The sequence below is a fragment of the Stenotrophomonas sp. GD03794 genome (assembly GCF_029842145.1).
GTDB lineage: Bacteria > Pseudomonadota > Gammaproteobacteria > Xanthomonadales > Xanthomonadaceae > Stenotrophomonas > Stenotrophomonas riyadhensis.
Genome location: NZ_JAOCFV010000002.1, coordinates 159,683 through 182,381, shown reverse-complemented (window position 1 = coordinate 182,381; position 22,699 = coordinate 159,683). Strand labels below are relative to the sequence as shown.

Annotated in this window: 21 protein-coding genes and 1 tRNA gene; 14 read left to right on the top strand and 8 right to left on the bottom strand. The window is 67.4% G+C overall.

The annotated features are described in order from the left end of the window. Window positions 1-28: 28 nt before the first annotated feature. Window positions 29-1,231 (bottom strand): GGDEF domain-containing protein, encoded by a 1,203-nt coding sequence (locus N5D91_RS02245; protein ID WP_164162323.1) that lies wholly within the window; start codon window positions 1,229-1,231, stop codon window positions 29-31. Window positions 1,232-1,385: 154 nt separating this feature from the next. Here N5D91_RS02245 and N5D91_RS02240 point away from each other — a divergent pair, with 154 nt between their 5' ends. The 3 genes from N5D91_RS02240 (at window position 1,386) to N5D91_RS02230 (ending at window position 4,631) form a co-directional block, all read left to right on the top strand. Further along, window positions 1,386-1,871: a DUF1203 domain-containing protein gene (locus N5D91_RS02240; protein WP_180855380.1), complete on the top strand. Its 486-nt coding sequence runs from the start codon at window positions 1,386-1,388 to the stop codon at window positions 1,869-1,871. A 233-nt stretch (window positions 1,872-2,104) separates the two neighbouring features. Continuing rightward, window positions 2,105-3,277 carry a lytic polysaccharide monooxygenase gene (locus tag N5D91_RS02235; protein WP_180855379.1) on the top strand — a complete coding sequence of 391 codons (1,173 nt, stop codon included), beginning with the start codon at window positions 2,105-2,107 and terminating at the stop codon, window positions 3,275-3,277. A 178-nt stretch (window positions 3,278-3,455) separates the two neighbouring features. Beyond that, a complete protein-coding gene (locus N5D91_RS02230; protein ID WP_180855378.1) occupies window positions 3,456-4,631 on the top strand; it encodes a lytic polysaccharide monooxygenase in 1,176 nt (391 codons plus the stop codon). A 75-nt stretch (window positions 4,632-4,706) separates the two neighbouring features. Here N5D91_RS02230 and N5D91_RS02225 read toward each other — a convergent pair whose 3' ends face one another. Continuing rightward, window positions 4,707-5,456: a ferredoxin--NADP reductase gene (locus N5D91_RS02225; RefSeq protein ID WP_024958208.1), complete on the bottom strand. Its 750-nt coding sequence runs from the start codon at window positions 5,454-5,456 to the stop codon at window positions 4,707-4,709. A gap of 84 nt (window positions 5,457-5,540) precedes the next feature. Between N5D91_RS02225 and N5D91_RS02220 the strand changes: the two genes are divergently transcribed. The 5 genes from N5D91_RS02220 (at window position 5,541) to N5D91_RS02200 (ending at window position 10,558) form a co-directional block, all read left to right on the top strand. Beyond that, window positions 5,541-6,509, top strand: coding sequence for an ABC transporter ATP-binding protein (locus tag N5D91_RS02220; protein WP_049400895.1), 969 nt, complete (start codon window positions 5,541-5,543; stop codon window positions 6,507-6,509). Next, window positions 6,506-7,297, top strand: coding sequence for an ABC transporter permease (locus N5D91_RS02215; RefSeq protein WP_005411568.1), 792 nt, complete (start codon window positions 6,506-6,508; stop codon window positions 7,295-7,297). The genes N5D91_RS02220 and N5D91_RS02215 overlap by 4 nt, the downstream gene beginning before the upstream one ends. A 369-nt stretch (window positions 7,298-7,666) precedes the next feature. Next, window positions 7,667-8,434, top strand: a complete 768-nt coding sequence (locus tag N5D91_RS02210; RefSeq protein ID WP_180855377.1) for a hypothetical protein — start codon at window positions 7,667-7,669, stop codon at window positions 8,432-8,434. A gap of 304 nt (window positions 8,435-8,738) precedes the next feature. Then, window positions 8,739-9,677, top strand: coding sequence for a 2-dehydropantoate 2-reductase (gene panE, locus N5D91_RS02205; RefSeq protein WP_180855376.1), 939 nt, complete (start codon window positions 8,739-8,741; stop codon window positions 9,675-9,677). Further along, window positions 9,674-10,558 (top strand): epimerase, encoded by an 885-nt coding sequence (locus tag N5D91_RS02200; protein WP_110714089.1) that lies wholly within the window; start codon window positions 9,674-9,676, stop codon window positions 10,556-10,558. Before panE ends, N5D91_RS02200 begins: the two co-directional genes overlap by 4 nt. Window positions 10,559-10,634: 76 nt before the next feature. On the opposite strand, the gene N5D91_RS02195 is transcribed toward N5D91_RS02200, so the two are convergent. Next, entirely contained in the window at window positions 10,635-11,432 is a 798-nt protein-coding gene (locus N5D91_RS02195) for a TatD family hydrolase (protein WP_153854792.1), read from the bottom strand. A gap of 67 nt (window positions 11,433-11,499) precedes the next feature. Between N5D91_RS02195 and hrpB the strand changes: the two genes are divergently transcribed. Next, window positions 11,500-14,004 (top strand): ATP-dependent helicase HrpB, encoded by a 2,505-nt coding sequence (gene hrpB, locus N5D91_RS02190; protein ID WP_180855375.1) that lies wholly within the window; start codon window positions 11,500-11,502, stop codon window positions 14,002-14,004. Window positions 14,005-14,217: 213 nt separating this feature from the next. Further along, window positions 14,218-14,592: a hypothetical protein gene (locus N5D91_RS02185; RefSeq protein ID WP_153854794.1), complete on the top strand. Its 375-nt coding sequence runs from the start codon at window positions 14,218-14,220 to the stop codon at window positions 14,590-14,592. A 93-nt stretch (window positions 14,593-14,685) separates the two neighbouring features. Here N5D91_RS02185 and N5D91_RS02180 read toward each other — a convergent pair whose 3' ends face one another. The 3 genes from N5D91_RS02180 to N5D91_RS02170 all read right to left on the bottom strand — a co-directional run bounded on the left by N5D91_RS02180 (window position 14,686) and on the right by N5D91_RS02170 (window position 16,510). Then, the gene (locus tag N5D91_RS02180; RefSeq protein WP_164162709.1) at window positions 14,686-15,225 is read right to left on the bottom strand and encodes a pseudouridine synthase; all 540 of its coding nucleotides are present in this window, start codon (window positions 15,223-15,225) and stop codon (window positions 14,686-14,688) included. Between the two features lie 64 nt (window positions 15,226-15,289). After that, on the bottom strand, window positions 15,290-15,556 hold the full coding sequence (locus N5D91_RS02175) for a hypothetical protein (RefSeq protein ID WP_012481577.1): 267 nt from the start codon (window positions 15,554-15,556) through the stop codon (window positions 15,290-15,292). Window positions 15,557-15,652: 96 nt separating this feature from the next. Further along, on the bottom strand, window positions 15,653-16,510 hold the full coding sequence (locus N5D91_RS02170; RefSeq protein WP_153854796.1) for a class I SAM-dependent methyltransferase: 858 nt from the start codon (window positions 16,508-16,510) through the stop codon (window positions 15,653-15,655). Between the two features lie 169 nt (window positions 16,511-16,679). On the opposite strand from N5D91_RS02170, the gene N5D91_RS02165 reads away from it, so the two are divergent. The 4 genes from N5D91_RS02165 to N5D91_RS02150 all read left to right on the top strand — a co-directional run bounded on the left by N5D91_RS02165 (window position 16,680) and on the right by N5D91_RS02150 (window position 21,113). Beyond that, entirely contained in the window at window positions 16,680-17,636 is a 957-nt protein-coding gene (locus N5D91_RS02165) for an aldo/keto reductase (RefSeq protein WP_164162702.1), read from the top strand. A 644-nt stretch (window positions 17,637-18,280) separates the two neighbouring features. After that, window positions 18,281-18,354, top strand: a tRNA-Gln gene (locus N5D91_RS02160). Between the two features lie 357 nt (window positions 18,355-18,711). Continuing rightward, complete coding sequence (locus tag N5D91_RS02155) at window positions 18,712-19,836, top strand: slipin family protein (RefSeq protein WP_110714094.1); 1,125 nt, start codon at window positions 18,712-18,714, stop codon at window positions 19,834-19,836. 56 nt (window positions 19,837-19,892) lie between these two features. Beyond that, window positions 19,893-21,113 carry an RtcB family protein gene (locus N5D91_RS02150; protein ID WP_180855374.1) on the top strand — a complete coding sequence of 407 codons (1,221 nt, stop codon included), beginning with the start codon at window positions 19,893-19,895 and terminating at the stop codon, window positions 21,111-21,113. A 95-nt stretch (window positions 21,114-21,208) separates the two neighbouring features. Here N5D91_RS02150 and N5D91_RS02145 read toward each other — a convergent pair whose 3' ends face one another. Beyond that, a complete protein-coding gene (locus N5D91_RS02145; RefSeq protein WP_164162704.1) occupies window positions 21,209-22,114 on the bottom strand; it encodes an NAD(P)/FAD-dependent oxidoreductase in 906 nt (301 codons plus the stop codon). Further along, window positions 22,104-22,559 (bottom strand): Rrf2 family transcriptional regulator, encoded by a 456-nt coding sequence (locus tag N5D91_RS02140; protein ID WP_110714097.1) that lies wholly within the window; start codon window positions 22,557-22,559, stop codon window positions 22,104-22,106. The genes N5D91_RS02145 and N5D91_RS02140 overlap by 11 nt, the downstream gene beginning before the upstream one ends. Window positions 22,560-22,699 lie beyond the last annotated feature (140 nt).

Genomic DNA, 22,699 nt, shown 5'->3' with positions numbered 1-22,699 from the left:
CGGGCTGCCGCGGAAGATGTGACTCAACTTACACGGGCACGGCGTCGTCGGCGATGGGCAGACGCGAAATCTCCGCCGGCGTGGCGCAGGCCAGGCGGTCGCGGCCTGCGGCCTTGGCCCGGTACAGCGCCGCATCCGCCGCTGCCAGCAGCGTGGACAGGTCGCCATGGCCGTCGTCCATGGCCAGGCCGATGCTGGCGGTGACCGTCACCGGCCCGGTGCCCAGCCGCGCCGGCTTCTGCTGCAGAGCGGTACGGATCGCGGCGGCCCACGCCATCGCTTCACCCTGTGTGCTGCCGGCCAGCACCAGCACGAACTCCTCGCCACCGTAGCGGCCCAGCAGCGCGTCGTGGCCCTGCAAACCATGCTGCAGCAGCGCAGCGAAGTGACGCAGTACCTGGTCACCGGCCAGGTGGCCCCAGCGGTCGTTGATCTGCTTGAAGTGGTCGACATCGACCAGCAGCAGGGCCAGCGGACGGCCCTGCCGGCGCGACCGCTGCAACTGCACCTGGCCATCGGCCAGCACCGCGCTGCGGTTGAGCAGGCCGGTCAGGCCATCGGTGCGCGCGGCATGCCGCAGATCGACCAGCATGCGCTCGACCAGCAGCAGCACCATCGCGAAACATCGCGCCAGTTCCAGCATTACCCCGGCGATGTAGGTGGCGAACATCGGCGATCCGGTGCGCATGATGTCCTCGCCTGCATCCGGTGCCACCGGCAGCAACAGGCGCACGGCATACAGCGCGGCTTCGGCCAGGAACACCGCCGCCGCCAACCGGCAGCTGGTGCGCTGCTGCACCGGCGCATGGCGCAGCAGCAACCAGGCGATCCAGCCATCGACGATCAGCGCGAACACACTGAATACCTGCAGGCGCAGGTGCAGGTTCGGCCAGAGCACCAGGAACGCGAAGATGCAGGCCATGAACGCCGCCGCGATCAGCAGCGGCCGCCACAGCGGCAGCGGCTGCTCCAGGTGCAGTGCCACCCCGCGCAGCATCATCAGGCCACAACCGGCCATCGCCGCGTTGCCGGCCAGCACGGCCGGGGCCAGCGGCAGATAGGGCCGCAGTGCCAGCAGGGTCACGCCCAGGGTCAGCAGCCACAGGCTGATGGTCCACTGGCGCAGCACCGGTTGCCCGCGCAGCACGACCAGCAGCAGCGAGAACCCCACGGCGATGCCGATGCAGAGCAGGAAGCCAAGCACGGTGATGGTGGGGAAATCCAGGGACATGCGGCGCTCGTCGGCCGGGGCGGCGCGCGCATCTTAGCGCCTTGTGGTGCAGTCGCCACGGCGTTGTCCGGCCCGGCGTGATGCGAGGTCGGAAAACGGCGAGCATCGCCGCCGATGCCCACGCAGACTCCGCGGGAAACCAAAGGAGACGCTCATGCATGCGTGGTACCTCGGTGGCCTGGACCACCGTCCCTTCCAGCACCTGTTCGAGAAAAGCGAGCGCGAACTCGCCGCGCTGGGCATCCAGCGTCGCTGGGCCGGCGAAAATGGCGGCCATCCCTGCCGGATCAGTCTGAGCGACCCACCCAGCGGCAGCGAGCTGCTCCTGCTGTCCCATGTGCACCTGCCCCTGCATTCCCCGTATCACGCCTCCGGTCCGATTTTCGTGCAGCGCGGCGTGACCCGATGCGTGCTGCCGCCGGGTGAGGTACCCGCCTATGTACAGCGCCGTGCGATCTCGTTGCGCGCCTATGACCAGGCTGCATTGATGCTGGCCGCAGAGATCAGCGCGGGCACTGATGCTGCCGCCCGGCTGGACGCGCTGTTTGCCGACCCTGCCGTGGCCTTCGTGCAGCTGCACAACGCGGTCCACGGCTGCTTCTCGTGCCAGGCCGATCGGGTGGGTATGCCGGCGACGTAGCAGGATCTCCACGACGTGATCGATGCCACGCCGAAGACGTGATCGCCAACGCATCCGTTCAGTCCCGCGTGAAGCCTGCGGGAAGGGCTTCACACCCCCAGTCACGGATCGGCGCTTCGGTGGTTCCGCACCCTGCATCGCGACTCGATACTCGCCGTGGTGCCGCCGAAAGTCCGCCGTGCAGCGCAGCTCCTGCGGTCACCGTTCTCTTTCGACGACCACAAGGAAGCGCCATGTCATTCCGATCCACACCGCTGTTGCTGGCCACCTCGTTCGCCGCTGCGGGCCTGTGCCTGGCCGGCAACGCATTCGCCCACGGCACCATGACCACGCCGGTCAGCCGCGTCTATGCCTGTTTCCAGGGCAATCCGGAGAACCCGACCAACCCGGCCTGCGCCGCCGCGAAAGCGGTGGGCGGTTCGCAGGCGTTCTACGACTGGAATGGCATCAACCAGGCCAACGCCAACGGCAACCACCAGGCCGTGGTGCCCGATGGCAAGCTGTGCAGCGGCAACAACCCGACCTTCCGCGGGCTGGATGTTAACCGCAGCGACTGGCAGACCACACCGATCCAGCCAGACGCCAACGGCAGGTTCACCTTCGTGTTCAAGGCGACCGCGCCGCACGCCACGCGTGACTGGCGCTTCTTCGTCACCCGCGACGGCTGGCAACCGGGCAGCCCGCTGCGCTGGGCCGATCTGCAGGAGTTCTGCACGCTGGGCAACACGCCGCTGTCGGCCGATGGCACCTACAAGCTGCAGTGCACGCTGCCACAGCGCAGCGGCCAGCATGTGATCTACAACACCTGGCAGCGCTCGGATTCGACCGAAGCGTTCTACACCTGCATGGACGTGCGCTTTGAAGGAGGCGGTGGCAGCACCCCGCCCGCAGCGCAGTGGCAGGATGCCGGCCCGGTCACCGCGCGCGGCGAGCTGCCGGTCGGCACCACCCTGGCGTTGCGCGTGTTCAACGCCAACGGCAATGATGTCGAACGCGTGGAAGCGACCCTGGCCAGTGGCCAGACTGCGGCCGCGCAGTGGCCGTTGGCGCTGGCCCGCAAGGTCAATACCAGCGCCCAGCACGCACGCGTGGGTGTGCTCAGCAATGGCGTGATCACACCGACGGCCTCGGCCACCGCCAACCGCGTGTACCTGAAGGATGGCAACCGCTTCCAGCTCGATACCCAGGTGCCCGACCCCGGCACGCCATCACCGGGCGGTGATTTCGACCACGTGTATCCCGCCGGTATCGGCAGCTACGTGCCGGGCCAGACCGTGGTGAAGGGCGGCGACGGCAAGCTGTATGCCTGCCGCCCGTTCCCGGAAGGTGCATGGTGCAACGTCAACGCCGAAGCCTATCGGCCGGGTGCCGGCGCGGCTTGGCGTGATGCGTGGATCGCGTACTGAGGCAGTGATGCGGAAGGCGGTGCACAGTGCGCCGCCTTCTGCCTGGAGTGCGGCACAGTGAGCACCGTGTTGCAGATCGATCACCGCCTTCATCGATTTCAAACTTGTCCGATGTTGCCGACGGCCCTGCATGTGAAGACTGCGCGAGGTTTCCCACACTTCGCAAAGGAGTTCCTGCATGCACCTGTCCCACCGGGCAGTCCTCGCTCTGTCCGTCGTTGCCGGCCTGGCCCTGTCCGGCAGCGCCCTCGCCCACGGCACCATGTCCAAGCCGCTCAGCCGCGTGAAGCAGTGCCACGAAGGCAATCCGGAGAACCCGACCAACCCGGCCTGTGCCGCGGCCAAGGCCATCGGCGGCGCGCAGCCGTTCTATGACTGGAGCGCGATCGCCCACGGCAACGCCAATGGCAACCACCGCGACCTGGTGCGCGATGGCGAGCTGTGCAGCGCCAGCATCCCCAAGTACCGCGGCCTCGATCTGAATCGCAGCGACTGGCCGACCACGCCGGTGCGCGCCGATTCGCGTGGCCGCTACACCTTCGAATTCCTGGCGCCGGCGCCGCACGCCACCCGCGAGTGGAAGTTCTACGTCACCCGTGACGGTTGGCAGCCGGGCAGCCCGCTGCGCTGGGCCGACCTGCAGGAATTCTGCACCCTGGGCAACGTGCCGCTGTCCGAAGGCGGTGTCTACAAGCTGGACTGCCCGCTGCCCAAGCGCACTGGCCAGCACATCATCTACAACACCTGGCAGCGCTCGGATTCGCAGGAAGCCTTCTACACCTGCATGGACGTGCGCTTCGAAGGTGGCGGTGGCGTGGTTCCGCCGCCGCAGTGGCAGGATGCCGGCGCGGTGACCGCCAATGGCGCACTGGACGTGGACAGCACCGTGACCCTGCGTATGTTCAATGCCAACGGCAACGATCTGGAGCGCGTGGAAACCAAACTGGGCGCTGGCCAGACCAGCCCGACGCAGTGGCCGCTGGCCCTGGCCCGCAAGGTCAACGCCAGCGCACAGCACGCGCGCGTGGGTGTGATGAAGAACGGCGTAATCACGCCGGTCGCCTCGGCCACCGACAACCGCGTGTACCTGAAGCCGGGCAACCGCTTCCAGCTGGAAACCCAGGTGCCGGGGCCGGGCCCGATCGATCCGGTCGATCCGCCGGGCGGCGACTTCGACTTCGTGTACCCGGCCGGCCTCGGCAGCTACACGCCGGGCGAGACCGTGGTGAAGGGCACCGACGGCAAGCTGTATGCCTGCCGCCCGTTCCCGGAGGGCGCCTGGTGCAACATCAATGCCGATGCCTATCGTCCGGGCACCGGCTATGCGTGGCGCGACGCCTGGATCGCGTACTGAGGCAGGACACCGGGGGCGGCGTGATGCCGCCTCCGTTTCATGGGGTTGCCGGCCAGCGGCCGGCACTACGCAGGCTTACTTGCTGCTGACGTACTTCTCGCGGCGGATCTGCGGGTTGCCCAGGCCAGCGGCCTTCAGCAGTTCGGCACAGGCATCGACCATGTCCGGGTTGCCGCACAGGTAGGCGATGTCGGTGGCCGGGTCCGGGGTGAAGCCGGCCAGCGCCTGCTGCACGTAGCCGTGCTGCACGTCTGGATGCGGATCGGCCGGCAGTTCGCGCGACAGGCATGGAACATAACGGAAGTTCGGGTGCTTTTCGGCGAAGCTGTAGAAATCTTCGCTGTACAGCAGCTCACCCGGGCTGCGCGCGCCCTGCAGCAGCACGATCTGCACGCCGCGCTCGGCCATCGCCTTTTCCAGCAGCGGCAGCATCGAGCGGTAGGGGGTAACGCCGGTGCCGGTGGCGATCAGCAGGTAGCGGGCATTGTGGTCACCGGGATTCAGGCAGAACCGGCCATAGGGGCCGGACGCACTGATCTGGCCGCCCTGCTCCAGCGCCTCGAACAGGGCCGTGGCGGCGCCACCGGGGACGAAACTGACCGCGATATCCACCGCCTCGCCCGGGCCCAGCGCGTGGTCGTGGATGGTCGCCAGCGAGTAGCTGCGCTTGGTTTCGGTGCCGTCGGCGTAGCTGAAATGGACCTGGATGAACTGGCCGGGCTGGAAATCCAGCGGCTGTCCATCGTCACGCACGAACTGGTAGTGGCCGACGGTCGGGGCCAGCATGCGGCAGCCGACCAGCTTGAGGGGGAATTGAACAGGCACGACTTTTCGGGACAGTGTGTAGCCGGGGCAAGCCCTCGGGGTCTTCTATAATAGCCCCTCCCCGCCCCTCTCCAGCGCCAGCCCATGGGCGCGAAGGCTTCGAGCTTGGCATCCCAGAACGATACGGCGCCCGCCCTGCGCGTGCGCGACCTGCGCAAGACCTATGACAACGGCACCCAGGCCCTCAAGGGGGTTTCCCTGGAAGTGGCCCCGGGCGACTTCTTCGCCCTGCTCGGCCCCAACGGTGCCGGCAAGTCCACCCTGATCGGCATCATCAGCTCCCTGGTCAACCTCAGCGAGGGCCAGGTGGAAGTGTTCGGCAGCGACCTGGTGCGCAACCGCAGCGCCACCATGCGCCTGATCGGGCTGGTGCCGCAGGAGATCAACTTCAACCTGTTCGAAAAGCCCTTCGACATCCTGGTGAACTACGCCGGTTTCTATGGCGTGCCGCGCGAGGAAGCCGAGCAGCGTGCCGAAGAGGAACTGAAGCGGGCGCACCTGTGGGAAAAGGCACAGGTGATGAGCCGTACGCTGTCCGGCGGCATGAAGCGCCGGCTGATGATCGCCCGCGCGATGATGACCCGCCCGCGCCTGCTGATCCTGGACGAGCCGACCGCCGGCGTGGACATCGAGATCCGCCGCGACATGTGGCGCGTGCTGAAGGAGATCAACGCCGCCGGCACCACGATCATCCTCACCACGCACTACCTGGAAGAAGCCGAGTACCTGTGCCGCCACCTGGCGATCATCAATCATGGCCAGATCGTCGAGCAGGGGCCGATGCGCACCCTGCTGGCCAAGCTGGACGTGGAAGGCTTCCTGCTGGACATCGACGGTGACCTGCCGGCGCAGCTGCCGGTGATCGAGGGCGCGACGCTGACCGCACCGGACCCGCACACGCTGGACATCGACATGCCGCGCGCAATGGACCTCAACCGCGTGTTTGCCACGCTCAACGAGTCCGGTATCCGCGTGCGATCGATGCGTACCAAGAGCAACCGCCTGGAGGAGCTGTTCGTGCGCCTCACCGGCAACCTGGAGAAGCCTGCATGAGCACCACCGAGCTGACCGACGGCCAGCGCAACCGCATCGCACTGATGACCATCGTGCGCCGCGAAGTCGCCCGCATCATGCGCATCTGGGGCCAGACCCTGGTGCCGCCGGCGATCACCATGACCCTGTACTTCCTGATCTTCGGCAACCTGATCGGGTCGCGCGTGGGGGACATGGGCGGCTACACCTACATGCAGTTCATCGTGCCGGGCCTGGTGATGATGAGCGTGATCCAGAACAGTTACGGCAACATCAGCTCCTCGTTCTTCGGTGCCAAATTCGGCCGCCACGTGGAAGAGCTGCTGGTCAGCCCGATGCCGAACTGGGTGATCCTGTGGGGCTACGTGGCCGGTGCGGTGCTGCGCGGGCTGATGGTGGGCGTGATCGTGCTGATCATCGCGATGTTCTTCACCCCGGTGCGCATTCCGCACCCGCTGGTGATGCTGACCACGGTGATCCTGGGTGCGACGATCTTCTCGCTGGCCGGTTTCATCAACGCGGTGTATGCGAAGAAGTTCGATGACGTGGCGATCGTGCCGACCTTCATCCTGACCCCGCTGACCTACCTGGGTGGCGTGTTCTATTCGGTGAAGCTGCTGCCGGGCTGGGCCGAGGCCGCCACGCACGCGAATCCGATCTTCTACATGGTCAATGCATTCCGCTATGGCCTGCTGGGCAGCAGCGATGTGCCGCTGCCGGTGGCCTACGGGCTGATGATCGGATTCGTGGTGGTGCTGACGGCGCTGGCGCTGTGGTTGCTGCGCCGTGGCGTGGGCATGCGCAGCTGAGGGGTGCCTGCAGGGCCTGCGGGCCTGCGGGCCTGCGGCCCTGCACCTGCACCTGCACCTGCACCTGCAGTGGTAGTGCCGGTCGCTGGCCGGCAACAGCAACAGCCAAGGCGGAAGCATCACGAGTTGGGCGGGGCGGTGTGAGGGTGCAGGACACGCCGTAAACCCGTCCGTGGGGGCTCGATGGCGCCATCCATGGCGCCAACGGTCCTGCACCCCCACACCGCCCCACCCCTGACAGTTTCCGGTCGCTGTTGGTAGGTGTCGACCTTGGTCGACACGATGGATCCACGCCATGCGTGGATGGAGCGTTCACGGTAAGACCGATGCTTGGCTCTTTTCGTTTCGGATTACGGCTAGGCTGTAGCGATGAAGATCACTTCCATTGCGTTGGACAAGGCCGTGTCGGATGGTCCGATCGATGCGTTCAGCCATGTCCTGCTGAGCGATTCGCCCATGCTGGATGAGGTGCTGGATTGCCTGGCCTCGCTGCACGTGGCTGATCCCCTTCATCGTTATCTGTGCACGCTCGACGAAGTCGGCCAGTGCCGCTACACCAGCATGCACGCGTCCGACGACGGGCGCATCGCGCTGTACGAGGACGAAGACCCGGCGACGCCTGAAGATGCGTTGGCGGCACGCGAGCGGTTGCTGGCGCACGTCGTCGCGCAGCTTGAGCATTCCACGCATCGGCTGCAGTGGACCGCGTTGGCGGGTACGTTGATGTGCAGCGACGAGGACATCGAGGCGCTGGTCGCTGCCAATGCGAAGCCGGATCTCATCATCGATGACGTGGTCTGCGTGCAGCAGGTACCCGTAGCCAGTGACGACCTGCTGATCGCCGCCCTGCCCAACGGCTACTTCAGCGCGGACTGGGACCTCTTCCAGAACCACGCCCTGATCCGGCATCTGCAGGAGCGCTACGACTACCGTCTGTTCGGACTCGGCGCATCGTGGCTCGGTTTCCAGCGCGACAGCGCACCGTCGCCTGCAGAGGCGGGCGCGTTGGTCGCGGACCTGCAGCGCATCTACGCGGCCGGAACGCACGACACCTGGTCACAACTGGCTGCAACGCTGGCCAACCGCACCACACTGCTATTGGGCTACACCGAAGACTTCAGCGAACAACTACCCTGAGCACCGCTCTACACGAGCGAGCGCAGCGAGCGACCCGCTTCCGCCTTCGCTTTTGATCTGTCTTCCGTGGTGGCCGCGCCCGGAAACTGTCAGGGGTCGTGTGCGCTGGGTTCGCGGGGGGTATCCGCGCCATGGATGGCGCGGCTAAGCCCCCATGGACGGGTTCACGGCGTCCCCCGCGAACCCAGCGCACACGGCCCAGCTCATGAAACCAACTGCGCGAACCACCACGAGGGGCTCCGCCGTTGGCCGCAATCTCCGGCACAATCGCACTCCTGATTCCCCAGAAAACGGTGAACGTGCAATGCGCATCCTGATCCTCGGCGCCGGCGGTACCGGCGGTTACTTCGGCGGTCGCCTGGCTCAGGCTGGCGTGGACGTGACCTTCCTGGTGCGCCCCGCACGCGCCGCCCAGCTGGACCGCGATGGCCTGGTCATCCGCAGCCCGCTCGGCGACGCCAGCTTCCCGGTGCAACACGTCACCGCCGATGCGCTACCCGCATTGGCCGCGCAGAAGCCGTTCGACCTGGTCATCCTCAGCTGCAAGGCCTACGACCTGGACAGCTCGATCGATGCCATCGCTCCGGCCATGGGCGCGAACACCACCGTGCTGCCGATCCTCAACGGCCTGCATCACTACAACGCGCTGGACCTGCGCTTCGGCCGCGACGCTGTGCTCGGCGGCCTGTGCTTCATCAGTGCCACCAAGGCCCCCGACGGCGCCGTGCTGCACTTGGGCAAGCCGGCCAAGCTCACCTTCGGCGAGCGCGACGGCGGTGCCATCTCCGAACGCATGCGTGCCTTCGCCGCCGCCTGCGCGCAGGCCAACCTCGATCACCTGGCCAGCGAGCACATCGGCCAGGAACAGTGGATCAAGTACACCTTCCTGACCGCGCTGGCCGCCGCGACCTGCCTGCTGCGCGCGGATATCGGCAGCATCGTCGCCACCGATGATGGCGAGGCGCTCGTGCGTGGCCTGTACGACGAGTGCCTGGCCGTGGCCGAGGCTGCCGGTGAACCGATTCCTGATGCCGCGCAGGACACCGCACGCGGCACCCTGACCCAGGCCGGCTCGGCACTGAAGGCGTCGATGCTGCGCGATCTGGAAGCCGGCCAGCAGGTGGAGGCAGAACAGATCGTCGGCGACATGCTGGCGCGCGCGCGCAAGGCCGACCAGGAAGCTCTGCTGCTGCAGGTCGCCTACAGCAGCCTGCAGGCCTACCAGGCACTGCGCGGCGCGTGAGCGATACGACGAAGGCCAACGCCCTGCCCGCGCGGGTGTTGATCCTCGGCATGGGCTGGAGCGGGTGCGTGCTGGCCACGCATCTGCGGGCGTTGGGCGTACACGTGGCCGGCACGGTGCGCGACCTGGCATCAGCACCGCACGATGGCCTGCTGCGCCATCAGCTACGTGCCGACGCCACGCCATCGCCCGCTCTGCTCGGTGAGATCGCGCAGGCCGAGGCCGTGCTGTGCAGCGTGCCGCCCGATGCCGAGGGTGACCCGGCACTGCGTCTGCTGCTGCCGGCACTGCAGGAAAGTCCAGCACTTCACTGGGTGGGCTATCTGTCATCCACGTCGGTCTATGCCGATCGGGCCGGCGGCTGGGTCGACGAGCGCAGCGCAGCCGATGCCACAGAAGCAGCCGGCGTGCAGCGCCTGCGGGCCGAAGCGCAGTGGCGTGCGCTTGCGGAAGAACGTGGCGTCGCGTCGGCGGTGTTCCGTCTGCCCGGCCTGTACGGTCCCGGACGCAATGCCCTGCTGCAGCTGGCGCAGGGACGTGCGCGCCACGTGGTACGTCCTGGGCTGGTATTCAACCGACTGCACGTGGATGACCTGGCAACGGTCGTTATCGCATCGATGCAGCGGCCGTGCGTGGATGGGCTGTATCTGCCGGCCGACGACGAGCCGGCACCGCCGCAGCAGGTACTGGCCTTCGCCGCGCAGCTGGGCGGGTTTGCGATGCCGCCTGCCGTGGCCTGGGACGACCCGGTGCTGAGCCCAACGCTGCGGCGCTTCTACGAGAGCAGCAAGCGCATCGACAGTCGTGGCACGCGTGAAGCGCTTGGGTGGCAGCCGCGCTTCCCAAGCTACCGTGAGGGCCTGCGCGACCTGCTCCGGTAGTGCCGGCCGCTGGCCGGCAATCGCGCGATTTTTGCGGCGTTCATGCTGCTGCCGGCCAGCGGCCGGCACTACCTGATCAACCCGCGTCGGGCAGGCGGAAGAACGTACGCGTCGCGGCAGTTGCATTCGCGGCGGTCACCGCCACGTCCTCGCCACGGTCACGCGCCAGTTCTTCCACGATGTGCGAGAGGAACATCGGTTCGTTGCGGCGGTCCTTCGGCATCGGTCTCAGCGTGCGCGGCAGCAGGTACGGCGCGTCGGTCTCGATCATCAGGCGGTTGGCCGGGATGTTCTTCACCAGCTCGCGCAGGTGCGCGCCACGGCGTTCGTCGCACAGCCAGCCGGTGATGCCGATGTACCAGTCCTGGTCCAGGTAATCAAACAGCTCGTCACGCTCGCCGGTGAAGCAATGCACCACCGCCGGGCCGATACGGCCTTCGAAGTTCTTCATCTGTGCCATGAAATCGGCATGCGCGTCGCGCTGGTGCAGGAACAGCGGCTTGCCGTTGTCTGCGGCCAGCTGCAGCTGGCGCTCGAACGCGCGGTGCTGGGCCGGGCGCGGCGAGAAGTCACGGAAGTAGTCCAGCCCGCACTCACCCACCGCCACCACTTCCGGGTGGGCATGCAGCACGCGCATCTCGGCGTCGCATTCCTCGGTGTACTCCACCGCGTGATGCGGGTGCACGCCAGCGGTGGCGTACAGGAAGCCCGGGTGCTGCTGCGCCAGCTGCACAGCCAGTGGCGAGTGCTCTCGGCTGGCACCGGTGATGACCATCTGCACCACGCCGGCCTGCCGTGCGCGTTCAAGCACGGCATCGCGGTCACGGTCGAAGGAGTCGTGGGTCAGGTTGGCGCCGATATCGATCAGGTGCATGGTCATCGCGGGGGAAAAGTGCCCGCGCATTGTACCTGCGGCCGCCGTGGCCCCTTATCCTTTGCACATGAACGCCCCGCTCTTCCCGATTTCCCCGCTGCTGCCACAGATCCAGCAGCATCTGGCCGCGCAGCCGCGGCTGGTGCTGGAGGCGCCGCCCGGCGCCGGCAAGACCACCCAGGTCCCGCTGGCGCTGCTCGATGCACCGTGGCTGCAGGGGCTGAAGATCATCCTGCTGGAACCGCGCCGGGTCGCCGCACGCAGCGCCGCGCTGTTCATGGCGCGGCAGCTGGGCGAAGAGGTGGGCGGCACGGTCGGCTACCGCATCCGCTTCGAGAACAAGGTTTCGGCACGCACCCGCATTGAAGTCGTCACCGAAGGCATCCTGACCCGCATGCTGCAGGACGACCCGATGCTGGAAGCGGTCGGCGCGATCCTGTTCGACGAGTTCCACGAGCGCCACCTCAGTGGCGATCTGGGCCTGGCGCTGGCGTTGGACGTGCAGGCACAGCTGCGCGATGACCTGCGCCTGGTGGTGATGTCGGCGACGCTGGATGGTGAGCGCCTGGCCCGTTTCCTGGATGCGCCGCGGCTGAGCAGCGAAGGCCGCAGCTACCCGGTGGCGATCAGCCATTTCCCGGCGCGCCGCGATGAGGCGCTGGAGCTGCAGGTGCGCCGCGCGGTGCAGCAGGCCCTGGCCGAACACCCCGGTGACCTGCTGGTGTTCCTGCCCGGCCAGCGCGAGATCGCGCGGGTGCAGGCTGGCCTGCAGGAATCACTGGATGCCGGCGTCGAAGTGCTGGCGCTGCACGGTGAACTGCCGGTGGAACAACAGGCGCGGGTGCTGCAGGCGGCCAGCGATGGTCGTCGGCGCGTGGTGCTGGCCACCAACGTGGCCGAGTCCTCGGTGACGCTGCCCGGCGTGCGCGTGGTGATCGACAGCGGCCAGGCGCGCGAACCGCGCTACGACCCCAACAGCGGCTTCACCCGGTTGGACGTGGTGGCCATCGCGCAGGCGTCGGCCGACCAGCGCGCGGGCCGTGCCGGTCGCGTCGCCGAAGGCGTGGCCTGGCGGCTGTGGCCGCAGTCGCAGCGACTGGAGCCGCAGCGCCGCGCCGAAATCGATCAGGTCGAGCTGGCCGGACTGGCGCTGGAACTGGCGGCCTGGGGCAGCAGCGACCTGCGCTTCCTCGATCCGCCACCGGCCGGCCCGATGGGCGCGGCACGCGAACTGCTGCAGCGGCTCGGCGCGCTGTCCAGCAGCGGTGCGATCACCGCACTTGGCCGCCGTGTGCTGGCGCTGGGCACGCATCCGCGGATGGCGGCGATGCTGCTGGCCGCGCCCGATGGACGGGGGCAGGCGCTGGCTGCCGACCTGGCCGCCCTGCTGGACGCGCGTGATCCGTTGCGCCAGGGCGGTGATGCGCTGGCCGCGCGTTGGCGTGCGCTGGCGGCATTCCGCAGTGGCCGCGCACCGGGCGACGCCAACCGCAGCGGCCTGGCCGCGATCGATGCCGCCGCCAAACAATGGCGACGTCGCCTGCGCTGCGAGGCCACGCCGCCGGCCAGCATCGAGGCGCACGAATTGGGGGATCTGCTCGCACATGCGTTCCCCGACCGCATCGGTGTCCAGCACCCCAGCGATCCGCTGCGCTACCTGCTGGCCAATGGTCGCAGCGCACGGCTGCACGAGCTGAGCGACCTGCGTGGCGAACCGTGGCTGGTAGCCAGTGAACTGCGCTTCGAGGCGCGCGACGCGCTGCTGCTGCGTGCCGCACCGGTGGACGAGGGCCAACTGCGCAAGGCGTGGCCGGAGCGGTTCGTCACCGGGGACGTGGTGCGCTGGGACAGCGAGCGTCGCGCCCTGGTGGCACTGCGCGAGACCCGTTTCGACCGCATCGTGCTGGACAGCCGCTCGGCCGGCCGGGTCGATCCGCAGCACGCCGCACAGGCCCTGACCGACGCGGTGGCCGAGCTCGGCCTGCAGGCGCTGCCGTGGACCGAAGGCCTGCGCCAGTGGCAGGCACGGGTGGAATCGCTGCGGCGCTGGATGCCGGAGCTGGACCTGCCCGACTGCAGCGACGACGCCCTGCTGGCCACGCGTGCGCAATGGCTGCAGCCCGCGTTCGCCGGCAAGAGCCGCCTGGATGCGCTGGACGAGGCCAGTTTCGGCGAAGCGCTGAAGTCGCCCCTGGAGTGGTCACAGCGTCAGCTGGTCGAGCGTCATGCACCGACCCGCATCACCGTGCCCTCCGGGCTGGAGCGGCCGATCACCTACGCGCTGGACAGCGAGAGCGGCGAACCGCTGCCCCCGGTGCTGGCGGTGAAACTGCAGGAACTGTTCGGCCTGGCCGACACGCCGCGCATCGCCGACGGCCGCGTGCCGCTCACCCTGCACCTGCTCTCGCCCGGTGGCCGCCCGCTGCAGGTCACCCAGGACCTGCGCAACTTCTGGGAAAACACCTACGCGGAAGTGAAAAAGGAAATGAAGGGCCGTTACCCGCGGCATCCGTGGCCGGATGATCCGTGGACAGCGACGGCCACGCATCGGGCCAAGCCGCGTGGCACCTGAGGGCGGGGGGCGGATCCCTTTGCAACGCAAAGGGCCCTGACCCCGGGCGTGGCGGTTGGGGTCAGAGCCCTTTCCCAAGGGAAAGGGATCCGACGCCACCCTGCCTGATCCTGAATGGCTGCGGTAAAGTCACACCACGTGCCACCCCGGCTGACATACCGTTTACGGGCAACACGCGACACTGGACTTCGACCCGAGGCAAAGGACCCCCGCATGAGCAAGCTGACCGTAATCACCGACCGCGCTCTGGAGCGCGCCCTGGAGCTGGCCCACACCGCCGGCGATGGCCTGAAGAGCGCCGGTGGCAGCCTGCGCAATGCGGACTGGATCAAGACCGGCGCCGCCATCGGCGCAGTGAAGACCGGCGGCAAGGCCGCCACCAAGTTCGTGCGCCGCAATCCGGCGGTGGCCGTGGCCGCTGCCGCGGTGGGTGTCGGCCTGCTCGGCTATGCGCTGTACCGCAAGCAGCAGAAGAAGAAGGCCACCAATGGCCACGTGGTGAACGGGCAGGCGCAGCGCATCAGCGCACGCGACCGCCGCAACGACACCGTGGTGGACGAGCACAGCGATATCGGCAGCGACGCCTGAGCCCGCCGGGGTCGGATCCCTTCCGCAGGAAGGGCTCTGCCCCTGTCCGCCGCATGAGGGCCGGACACCGGAAGGTATCCGGCCCTTTCTGTTTCAGCCGATCTGCCGCCACTGCCCCGGCTGCAGGTCGTCCAGCCGGTACGGCCCCATCGACACCCGCACCAGCCGCAGCGTCGGCAGGTTCACCGCCGCGGTCATGCGCCGCACCTGGCGGTTGCGGCCCTCACGGATCGTGATCGCCAGCCAGGCATCGGGCACGGTCTTGCGGAAGCGCACCGGCGGATCGCGTGTCCACAGCGACGGCGCCGGATCGAGGCGCTCGATCTTCGCCGGCAGGGTCGGCCCGTCATTCAGCTCCACCCCATCGCGCAGCCGTTGCAGCTGCTCATCGCTGGGCATGCCTTCCACCTGCACCCAGTAGGTCTTGTCGGCCTTGTGCTTCGGGTCGGTCAGCTTGTGCGCCAGCGTGCCGTTATCCGTCAGCAGCAGCAGGCCCTCGCTGTCATGGTCCAAGCGACCGGCGGCATACACGCGCGGTGGCAGGCCGAACCCGGCCAGCGTCGGCCGCGGCGGTACGCTGCGGTCGGTGAACTGGCAGAGCACGTTGAAGGGCTTGTTGAAGGCGATCAGCATTGCGGGCACGGCAGTCGGCGGGTGGGGCATTGTCCCATTCCCGCATCGCCGCCGCGATCACCACTCAGCCGAAGACCTTCCTTTCCATCAACAGCGCAACGAGCACCACCACGGCGCCGCACGTGGCGGCAGCGTTGGCGCGATACCGTAGCCGCGCTACCGGCGGGCAGGCCCTGCGCGCACGTTCGTCCCACAGGCAACCCACGAGCAGCACCGCAAAACCTGCCGCTGCCACGAGATCATGCACGTGACCCGCATGGAACACGAAGTCGTACAACCGCGGCAGCGCCATCAATGCGAAGGCGAAGTACAGCACTTTCTTCAACAGCACACTCCATTGGTGGCAGCGCCGGGCATTGCCCGGCCGCTACCCATTCCGCCCGACACCGCGCTGCGCGCTCACCAGGCACGGCCCGGCGCCCCCCCTTTACGGCTTGATGAAGCGCAGGGTCATGCGGTCGCTTTCGCCGATCCCCTGGTACTTCGCATCATCGGCCTTGTCGTGCTGATTGGTCGGCGGCAGCGTCCACACGCCGTTCGGGTGGTCCTTGGTGTCGCGCGGGTTGGCGTTGACCTCGCTGCGCGCGTCCAGCTTGAAGCCGGCGGCCTCGGCCATCGCAATCACCTGCTGCTGACCGACATAGCCGGTGTCATCGTCGTCGGCCACGTCGGCCTTGGCGCGGTGCTCGACCACGCCCAGCACGCCGCCCGGCTTGAGCACGTTGAAGAAGCCCTGGAACATGCCCTGTGCCTGGCCGGCCTTGCGCCAGTTGTGCACGTTGCGGAAGGTCAGCACCACGTCGGCTGAACTGGCCGGGCCGAACACCGGCTTGGCCGGATCGTAGGCCACCACGGCGGTCTTGCCGAACTGTGCCGGCGCACCGGCGTACTTCTTTTCCAGGCTGTCGCGGCTGCGCTGCTGGTAGTCACGGCCGCGCCCTTCGGCAACCGCCATCGGATCGACCACGGCAGCAATGTAATGGCCCTTGTCATGCAGCAGCGGCGCCAGGATTTCCGAGTACCAGCCGTTGCCGGGGGTGATCTCGATGACGGTCTTTTCCGGCGTCACCTTGAAGAACGACAGCGTCTGCGCCGGATGACGGAAACCATCGCGCTTGACGTTGTTGGCATCACGGGTCGACGCCTTCACCGCCGCATCGATGGCCGGTGAGACCTGGATCTTCGCCGGTGCCACCGTGGCCGGTGCGGCGAACGCGGGAACAGCGGCAAGCAGGGCCGAAGCAAGCAGCAGGCGGCAACCACGCAGGGACGAAGCAGGCATCATCGGAGCGACTCCAGCGGAAGATGCGGCGAGACTAGCAGCCGCGGCGTCCCAGGTGTTCACAAAACGTTAGCTGCGTGCGTATCGCGGAACACTGTTTTGTGGTCACCGCCGCAGCACGGTCACACAACGCGTTTTATTCTGGAGCACTTCCCCCAAGGAGTCCGTGCCCATGACGGCAACCCGCGAACTGGGCCGTTCCGGCCTGCATGTACGTCCGCTCGCCTTCGGTGGCAACGTGTTCGGCTGGAGCGCCGATGAGAAGGCCAGCTTCGCCCTGCTCGATGCCTTCGTCGACGCCGGCTTCAGCCTGGTCGACACCGCCGATGTGTATTCGGCCTGGGTGCCGGGCAATGCCGGTGGCGAATCGGAAACGCTGATCGGCAAGTGGTTCGCCCGCAGCGGCAAGCGCGACAAGGTGGTGCTGGCAACCAAGGTGGCCAAGTGGGCCGAGCGCCCCGGCCTGACCCCGGACAACATCAATGCCGCGGTGGAAGATTCGCTGCGCCGCCTGCAGACCGATGTCATCGATCTGTACCAGGCCCATGAAGACGATGAATCCACGCCGCTGGAAGCGACGCTGGCCGCGTTCGGGCGCCTGATCGAAGCCGGCAAGGTGCGTGCGATCGGTGCGTCCAACTACAGCGCCACGCGCCTGGCCGATGCGCTGAAGGTATCCACCGACTACAAACTGCCACGCTACGAAACCCTGCAGCCGGAGTACAACCTGTACGACCGCGCCGGCTACGAGAAGGAGCTGGAACCGCTGGTGCAGCGCGAACAGATCGGCGTGATCGGCTACTACGCCCTGGCCAGCGGCTTCCTCAGCGGCAAATACCGCACGCCGGCCGATGCGGCCAAGAGCCCGGCGCGTGGCGAGAACGTGGTGAAGCGCTATCTGAATCCGCGTGGCCTGCGCATCCTGCAGGCGCTGGATGACGTGGCCAGCAAGCACAGCGCCAGTGCCGCGCAGATCGCACTGGCGTGGCAGATCGCACGGCCGTCGATCACCGCGCCGATCGTCAGCGCCACCAGCGTCGAGCAGCTGCACGATCTGCTGGCGGCGGCAAACGTGTCGCTGAGCGTGCAGGATGTCGCGCAACTCGATGCCGCCAGCAAAGAAGGCTGAGGGGTAGTGCCGGCCGCTGGCCGGCATCGCACAATGCCGAAGAAAATAATTGAACAAAATGGTTGCGCACGAGTAAATCGTGGTTTATCGTGCGCACCTCGTTTCAACAACCACTGGAAACTTCCCTTGAACGCGCATTCCATCGCCATCGCCAAACTGCTGCCATGCCTGCGCATGGACGTGCTGGCGCGCGCGTTCGGCAAGGAAGTCCAGCTGACAACGGCCTGATACCCGCCCTGCGGAGATCGGCCACCCCGATCTCCGAGGCTTGACGACGCCCTCGGAACGCAAGTCCCGGGGGCGTTTTCGTTTGCGTCGGCACAAGGACCCGCGATGCCAGAACTGCACACCGCGCGGCAACCCGCCGCTCACTGACCCAGGTTTTTCCCGCCCCGCCGAAGGATTTACTTCGCGCGATTGGCGACACCTGGACATTATCTGCATCGCACCCAAACATTATCGCTCGCGATAATGTCGGTGGCCTGCACCCTCGATTCTCCAACGGTCCCGTTTCCACCACGGGCTGGTGCGCGCGGCGTTGCCGTGGCGTATGCCGGAGGTCGCGGACATGCCATCGCCTGGATCGCCTGCTGGAGGCAGGCGCCGGTTCGCCGGTACGCGGTTCGATTCCGCGCGATCCCCAACTGGATAGCTCAGCTTGGTCAGAGCAACGGATCCTGATTCCGTCTGTCGTGGGTTCGATTCCCACTCCAAACCACATGACCTCTCACGTCATGACTTGAAGCAACACCCGGGGCGCAAGCCCCAGCGGCCATCGTCGCCGTCCACGGACATCGCCTTCGGGCAGGAACGTGGAAGGCAACGGACCGCACGCCGGGCCCCGGCCCGCCGCTACTGCCAGCCACGTTCCGCACCGGTGCCGCCTGCCGGGAACGACGACGGCAGCAGAGCCGGTGCACCGAAGGCTCCGCGCGCGGACCGTCCGCCGATGGCCGCCCTCTTCCGCCGCCTGCACGTGGTGTGCAGCTGGCTGTGCCACGACCTGATCGACCCGGGTCATGGCGATTCATTCCCATCGGGTCGAACCACCAGAGCCATACAAGGAGAGACTCCCATGTTCTGGACCATCAAGGTCGTGATCGGCGACGGCGAGCGCGGCCTGGTGTATCGCAACCGTCGCTTCCAGCAGATCCTGCTGCCGGGCGTGCACCGCCTGTCGCTGTTCGGCGGCCGACCGCACGTGGACATCCACACCGCATCCAAGGGCGCGGCCTACACCGGCAGCGACCAGGACAGCCTGATCGAGGCACTGGGCGCGACGCTGGACACGCACTTCGTGCTGGCCAACGTCGGTGCCATCGAGGTCGGCCTGTTGCTGCGCAACGGCCGCATCGATGAAGTCCTGCCGCCGGGCAGCCGCCGTCTGTACTGGCGGGGTTCGGTCGACACCCAGGTGCGCGTGATGGCGCTGGGTGACGAGCCGCGCGTTCCGGCGGACGTGCAGCAGCGCCTGGGCCAGTTGGGCGTGCTGCCGCGTGTGGCAGTGATCAGCACCGTGCCGAGCGAGTCGGTCGGCCTGCTGTTCATCGATGGCACGCTGCGGCAGACGCTGGACGCCGGCCTGCACGCGTTCTGGAACTTCAACGGCAACGTATCGGTGGAGCGTGTGGAGCTGCGTGCCCGTTCGCTGGACGTGTCCGGCCAGGAACTGCTCAGCCGCGACAAGGTGACCCTGCGGGTGAACCTGGCCGCGACCGTGCAGGTGGTCGATCCGGTGCGTGCACACCGCACGCTCAGCAATGCCGACGAGTTCGTCTACCGGCAACTGCAGTTCGGCCTGCGCCAGGCGATCGCCGCGCGCAGCCTGGACGAGCTGCTGGGCGACAAGGCAGCACTGGACGGCGAGATCGCCGCCCATGTGCAGGCGGCGATCGAGGGCCACGGCGTGCGGCTGCTCGGCGTGGGCATCAAGGACGTGATCCTGCCGGGTGAGATGAAGGAGATCCTCAACGGTGTGGTGCTGGCCGAGAAGCAGGCCCAGGCCAGCGTGATCCGCCGTCGCGAGGAGGCCAACGCCACGCGTTCGCAGCTCAACACCGCAAAGCTGATCGAGGACAACCCGGTGCTGATGCGCTTGAAGGAGCTGGAGGCGCTGGAGAAGGTCACCGAGAAGATCGACAAGCTCACCGTGTTCGGCGGCCTGGAGGGCGTGCTGAAGCAGTTGGTGACGATCAGGTAGGGGGTCGCGGCGGCGCAGGGACGCGCCGCCGGCCCATCAAGGACAAACACAAAGACATGGACACTCAACAGAACTATCAATGGCTGCACGCCAAGGGCACCACGCCGATCAAGGGCTGGGTCAACGGTGTGCCGCTGGAAGCGCAGGCGCATGAGCAGCTGCGCAACATCGCCGCGATCCCGTTCGTCGGGCCGTGGGTGGCCGTGATGCCGGACGTGCATCTGGGCAAGGGCGCGACCGTGGGCTCGGTGATCCCGACCCGCGGTGCGATCATCCCGGCCGCGGTCGGTGTCGATATCGGCTGCGGCATGGCCGCCGTGCGCACCACGCTGCGTGCCAACGACCTGCCCGATGACCTGCGGCAGCTGCGCAACAGCATCGAGCGCGGCATCCCGGTCGGCAACGGGCGCGGCGGCGAGCACCACCGCATGCCCGACAGCATCCACACGCGGCTGGTGCAGTCCGGGCTGGCCGCCGGTCTGGAGAAGATCAAGGACAAGCACCGCAGGATCCGCACCGACAAGCTCGACCGCCAGCTGGGTACGCTGGGCGGCGGCAACCACTTCATCGAACTGTGCCTGGATGAGACGGACACGGTGTGGGTGATGCTGCACAGCGGATCACGCGGCACCGGCAACCTGATCGGCACCTACTTCATCGAGAAGGCGCGCGAGGAACTGGCCCGGCGCGTGCTCGGCTTCCATCTGCCGGACAAGGACCTGGCGTTCTTCATGGAGGGCGAGCCGCTGTTCGATGACTACGTCGAGGCGGTGTCGTGGGCGCAGGACTATGCCCGGCAGAACCGCGAGGCAATGATGTCGCGGGTGCTGGCCGAGATGCGCCACCGGCTGCCGAAGTTCCAGCTGGCAGCGATGGCGGTGAACTGCCACCACAACTACGTGCAGAAGGAGACGCACCACGGCCAGGAACTGCTGGTGACGCGCAAGGGCGCGGTCAGCGCGCGCGAGGGCGAGCTGGGCATCATTCCCGGCAGCATGGGCACGCGCAGCTACATCGTGCGTGGCAAGGGCAACGCGGACAGCTTCCACAGCTGCAGCCACGGTGCCGGCCGGGTGATGAGCCGTGGCACCGCGCGCCAGCAGATCACGCTGGCCCAGCATCGCGAAGCAACCGCGCACGTGGAATGCCGCAAGGACAGCGGCGTGCTGGACGAGTCACCGGCCGCGTACAAGTCGATCGACGACGTGATGGCGGCGCAGCTCGACCTGGTGGACGTGGTGCACACCCTGCGCCAGGTGCTGTGCGTGAAGGGATGATGGAGCGGTGCCGGCCAAGGCCGGCCTCTACCAGAGCAACACGTCGCGTCGGGGGTCAGATCCCTTTCTGCGAAAGGGATCTGACCCCGGCACATTCAGCGCGGCACGCTGTCTTCGGCCACCAGCGCATGGTGCACGCCGATGCCCGCGCGCACGCCTTCGGCGGCGGCCAGGGTGATGTTGCCTACCGTGGTCGCATCGCCCGCGGCGTATACGTTCGGCACCGAGGTCTGCTTCATCATGTCGACCTCGATCAGCACCCCCAGCGGGCTCTCGACCAATGTGCACCCCAGCTGCTGCACCAGCGGCGTGGCCATCGCCTGGGTAGCCGGTACGAACAGCGCACGCTGGGCGATGCGGCGGCCATCGGCCAGCTCCACTTCCAGCCAGGTCGGCTGGTCGCCCTGCACACCCAGCACGGGTGACGTCTCGATGTGCACGCCACGCTGCTGCATGGCGGCGCGTTCCTCATCGGTGATCTCCAGACCCATGCTGAAGAACGTGACATTGCCCCAGTCGGCGAACAGCGGCGCTTTGCTGGCCGACATCGGATGGCCACCGAGCAGGCCGATGGCGCCACCACCGACTTCATAGCCGTGGCAGTAGGGGCAGTGCAGCACGGTGCTGCCCCAACGCTCGGCCAGTCCGGGCAGCGCCGGCAGCTGGTCGACGATACCGCTGGCCAGCAGCAGCTTGCGCGCGGCCAGCACCTGGCCATCGGCGGTATGCACTTCCACGCCTTCGGCGGTGGTACGGGCGTGCTCTGCTTCGGCGTGCACCCAGCGTACCGTGGGATAGCCCAGCAACTGCTGGCGTGCAGTCTTCAGCAGCTCGGCACCACTGATGCCGTCCAGTCCCAGCACACCGTGCGAATGGCTGGCGAAACGGTTGCGCGGTGAACCGGCATCGATGACGGTGACCGGGCGGCGGGCACGGGCCAGGATCAGGCCGGCGGCGATGCCGGCATAGCTGCCGCCGACGATGAGCACATCAGGATTCATGGTGACCTTCCAGGGAACGGTGATGGGCGAGATGGCGGGCGAAGTCGGCGCCGAGCTGGTCCAGCGTGGTTGCCTGCAGCCGCGCCTCGAGCAGCCGCTGTGCTTCACGTGCGCCCTCCAGCAGGGCGCTGTTGACCAGTTGCTGGATCGGGCAGCCACCGCCGGAATCGCGGGCACCGACCTGCACCAGCGGCGGTGTGCCCACCGCCAGGTAGATGTCATGCAGGGTGATCGCTGCGGCATCGCGGGCCAGCAGGCTGCCGCCGCCGTGACCACGGGTGCTGCGCACCAGGCCGGCCTTGTGCAGTTGCGCCAGCAGGCGGCGGATCACCACCGGATGGGTCGGCAGGCATGACGCCAGCTGTTCGGAGGTGCGCGGCTGGGCATGCCCGACCAGATGCGCCATCACGTGCAGGGCGTCGGAAAGCGGGTTCGCGGATTTCATGTAACAACAATAGTTACATTTAATTCGCCTGTCGAGGGTCTGCTTTCGTTCCATATGGACACATCTGTCCTATGAAATAGTTTCTTCACATCGCTAAACGAAACGCGAATGTGATGCGCGTCGCACTTCAGCGCGTGCGC

Bases quoted from the DNA above. Each gene is read 5' to 3' on its own strand.
- N5D91_RS02245 (WP_164162323.1), bottom strand. From the start codon at position 1,231: ATGTCCCTGGATTTCCCCACCATCACCGTGCTTGGCTTCCTGCTCTGC.
- N5D91_RS02195 (WP_153854792.1), bottom strand. From the start codon at position 11,432: ATGCACCTGATCGATATCGGCGCCAACCTGACCCACGACTCCTTCGAC.
- N5D91_RS02185 (WP_153854794.1), top strand. From the start codon at position 14,218: ATGAGCAAGCTGACCGTAATCACCGACCGCGCTCTGGAGCGCGCCCTG.
- N5D91_RS02235 (WP_180855379.1), top strand. From the start codon at position 2,105: ATGTCATTCCGATCCACACCGCTGTTGCTGGCCACCTCGTTCGCCGCT.
- N5D91_RS02240 (WP_180855380.1), top strand. From the start codon at position 1,386: ATGCATGCGTGGTACCTCGGTGGCCTGGACCACCGTCCCTTCCAGCAC.
- N5D91_RS02230 (WP_180855378.1), top strand. From the start codon at position 3,456: ATGCACCTGTCCCACCGGGCAGTCCTCGCTCTGTCCGTCGTTGCCGGC.
- N5D91_RS02140 (WP_110714097.1), bottom strand. From the start codon at position 22,559: ATGAAATCCGCGAACCCGCTTTCCGACGCCCTGCACGTGATGGCGCAT.
- N5D91_RS02155 (WP_110714094.1), top strand. From the start codon at position 18,712: ATGTTCTGGACCATCAAGGTCGTGATCGGCGACGGCGAGCGCGGCCTG.
- N5D91_RS02170 (WP_153854796.1), bottom strand. From the start codon at position 16,510: ATGATGCCTGCTTCGTCCCTGCGTGGTTGCCGCCTGCTGCTTGCTTCG.
- panE (WP_180855376.1), top strand. From the start codon at position 8,739: ATGCGCATCCTGATCCTCGGCGCCGGCGGTACCGGCGGTTACTTCGGC.
- N5D91_RS02215 (WP_005411568.1), top strand. From the start codon at position 6,506: ATGAGCACCACCGAGCTGACCGACGGCCAGCGCAACCGCATCGCACTG.
- N5D91_RS02150 (WP_180855374.1), top strand. From the start codon at position 19,893: ATGGACACTCAACAGAACTATCAATGGCTGCACGCCAAGGGCACCACG.
- N5D91_RS02180 (WP_164162709.1), bottom strand. From the start codon at position 15,225: ATGCTGATCGCCTTCAACAAGCCCTTCAACGTGCTCTGCCAGTTCACC.
- N5D91_RS02210 (WP_180855377.1), top strand. From the start codon at position 7,667: ATGAAGATCACTTCCATTGCGTTGGACAAGGCCGTGTCGGATGGTCCG.
- hrpB (WP_180855375.1), top strand. From the start codon at position 11,500: ATGAACGCCCCGCTCTTCCCGATTTCCCCGCTGCTGCCACAGATCCAG.
- N5D91_RS02145 (WP_164162704.1), bottom strand. From the start codon at position 22,114: ATGAATCCTGATGTGCTCATCGTCGGCGGCAGCTATGCCGGCATCGCC.
- N5D91_RS02220 (WP_049400895.1), top strand. From the start codon at position 5,541: ATGGGCGCGAAGGCTTCGAGCTTGGCATCCCAGAACGATACGGCGCCC.
- N5D91_RS02165 (WP_164162702.1), top strand. From the start codon at position 16,680: ATGACGGCAACCCGCGAACTGGGCCGTTCCGGCCTGCATGTACGTCCG.